This is a genomic window from Aeromicrobium sp. PFPM2_SD2 (genome assembly GCF_057364525.1).
On record NZ_JBNFNZ010000405.1, the window covers coordinates 1 to 2237 of the forward strand.

3 protein-coding genes are annotated in these 2237 nt (G+C 73.5%); 2 read left to right on the forward strand and 1 reads right to left on the reverse strand.

The genetic code is table 11. The annotated features are described in order from the left end of the window. Positions 1-8: 8 nt before the first annotated feature. Positions 9-422, reverse strand: a complete 414-nt coding sequence (locus AC2W7G_RS14285; protein WP_485869020.1) for a DUF2530 domain-containing protein — start codon at positions 420-422, stop codon at positions 9-11. 59 nt (positions 423-481) lie between these two features. Here AC2W7G_RS14285 and AC2W7G_RS14290 point away from each other — a divergent pair, with 59 nt between their 5' ends. Together AC2W7G_RS14290 and AC2W7G_RS14295 are read left to right on the forward strand one after the other, a co-directional pair. Beyond that, complete coding sequence (locus AC2W7G_RS14290) at positions 482-1519, forward strand: hypothetical protein (RefSeq protein WP_485869021.1); 1038 nt, start codon at positions 482-484, stop codon at positions 1517-1519. Next, positions 1513-2031 (forward strand): gamma carbonic anhydrase family protein, encoded by a 519-nt coding sequence (locus AC2W7G_RS14295; protein WP_485869022.1) that lies wholly within the window; start codon positions 1513-1515, stop codon positions 2029-2031. The genes AC2W7G_RS14290 and AC2W7G_RS14295 overlap by 7 nt, the downstream gene beginning before the upstream one ends. Positions 2032-2237 lie beyond the last annotated feature (206 nt).

Below are 2237 nucleotides of genomic sequence, written 5' to 3' on the forward strand. Positions count from 1 at the left end.
CCCGAGCGCTAGGCCCGGCGTCGGCGTCCGCCGGCCGGGACGGCCGAGCGCAGCGCCTTGCGGCGCCGGCGGCAGTACTCCACGCCGATGAGGCCCAGCCCGAAGCCGGCGATGCAGGTCCACAGCCACCAGGTGCGGCCGTCGTCGTCCAGCGTGCCCAGGAAGGGCAGCAGGGCCAGGATCGCGACGCCCCAGACGATCGTCCCCACCGTCATGGTGCGGACGCCGTCGAGGTCCATCGGCTCGACCTGGGCGACGCGGTGCGTGGTGCGGCCGAGCTCGAGCTCGGTGACCTCGGGCCGGCCGAACTCGTGACGGCGGGCGATGCGCTCCAGGCGGGCACGCTCCCGGTGACCGAGCTTGCGCTCGATGGTCGCCGGTCCGTCGCCCTCGTGGATCTCCCAGTCCTCGCCGTCGCTCACGTCCCCAGACTACCGCCCGTGCCGCGACGGCCGCGGCGGCTCCTGAGACACTGACCGCGATGAATCCTCGCTACCGGCGGCTGCTGATCCCCGGACTCCTCACGCTCCTGCTCGTCGTGGTCGTCGTGGCCTCGCTCGTGCAGGACGCGCAGGCGTCCGGCGGCGGTCCGGCGCCCGAGGAGGTCTCACGGATCGACGACCCGCGCGTCACCGAGTCCAGCGGTCTCGCGGTCAGCCGGCGGCACGACGACCTGGCGTACACCGTCAACGACTCCGGCCACGAGCCGCTCGTCCTCGCCGTGCGCGTGTCGACCGGCGAGGTGGTCGGAGCCACCCGCCTGCGGGGCGAGGGCTTCCGCGACGTCGAGGCGCTCGCGCTCGACGCGGACGGACGGCTCTGGGTCGCCGACACCGGCGACAACCGCGGGGTGCGTCACGACGCCTCCGTGTACGTGCTGGACGAGCCGGGCGTGAGCGACGGTGCCGTCGAGCCGACGCGGTACCCGATCGCGTACGACGACGACGCCTCCCCGGACGTCGAGGCGATGGTCGTCCACGACGACGGCACGGTGGAGCTGTTCAGCAAGAACCTGTCCGGCGGCGAGAGCTATGAGCTGGCCCCGGGCACGCTCGAGGCGGGGTCCCGCGCGGTCGCGGAGCTGACCGCCGACGACCTGCCGCTCATGATCACCGACGCAGCGCTGTCACCGGACGGACGCCGGCTGCTGCTGCGCACGTACGTCTCCGTCGTCGTGCTCGACGCGTCCGACCCCGACCGCGACCCGGTCGCGAACCTTCCGGTCACCGGGCTGCGCCAGGGCGAGACCGTCGCGGTCGAGCCGGCCGGTGACACCTTCCTGGTGGGGAGCGAGGGGGCGGGCCAGCCGCTGTGGCGCCTCGCGCTGCCCGAGGCCGCCGCCTCGACACCCGTCCGCCGACGCTGCGGGCTCGAGCGCGGCACGGCCGGTGAGCGCGCCGCAGCGCGAGGCTCTGGGGCTCACCACGGTGGTCGGCGCCACTGCCGCGGTCGCGGTCGTCGCGGCCGTCTCGCTGGGGCTGCGGCGACGCCGCTCCTGAGTACGTTGGGGTCATGCTGATCCCGCTGCCCGACCGCACGCCCGACGTCCACGAGACCGCCTGGGTCGCCCCGAACGCCACCCTGGTCGGTGCCGTGTCCCTGGGAGAGGGAGCGAGCGTCTTCTACGGGGCCGTCCTGCGGGCCGACAACGAGCCGATCGAGATCGGGGCCCGGTCCAACGTCCAGGACAACTGCGTCTTCCACGTCGACCGGGGCAAGCCCGTCCGGCTGGGGGAGGGCGTCTCGGTGGGGCACGGCGCCGTCGTGCACGGCGCGACCATCGGCGACCACGTCCTGGTGGGCATGGGGGCCGTGGTCATGAACGGGGCGACCATCGGCGAGGAGTGCCTGGTCGCCGCCGGCGCGGTGGTCACCGAGGGGATGGAGGTGCCGCCCCGGTCCCTCGTCGCCGGCGTGCCGGGGAAGGTCCGCCGCGAGCTGTCCGAGGCCGAGGTGGAGCGTCTCCACGAGAACGCGCGCATCTACGAAGCACACCGTGACCTACATCGCACCGCGAGTTCTGCGGGCTGAGACGCCTCGCGGGGCTCCTGGGCCCCTCCGCGGACCCTCGAGAAGCCCGGAATCCCGGGGTCCGTGGGGCCGAGATGACGTCCAGGGGACCCCGATTTGACCTTCGGGGAAACGGGTGTGTAATGTTCTTCTTGTTGCACCGCACGGCGGGGCGGAAGGCCGAGAGGCTGGCCGCCCGGTGGGTGTGACGCTGTCTCAACCGAAAC

Bases quoted from the DNA above. Each gene is read 5' to 3' on its own strand.
- AC2W7G_RS14295 (WP_485869022.1), top strand. From the start codon at position 1,513: ATGCTGATCCCGCTGCCCGACCGCACGCCCGACGTCCACGAGACCGCC.
- AC2W7G_RS14290 (WP_485869021.1), top strand. From the start codon at position 482: ATGAATCCTCGCTACCGGCGGCTGCTGATCCCCGGACTCCTCACGCTC.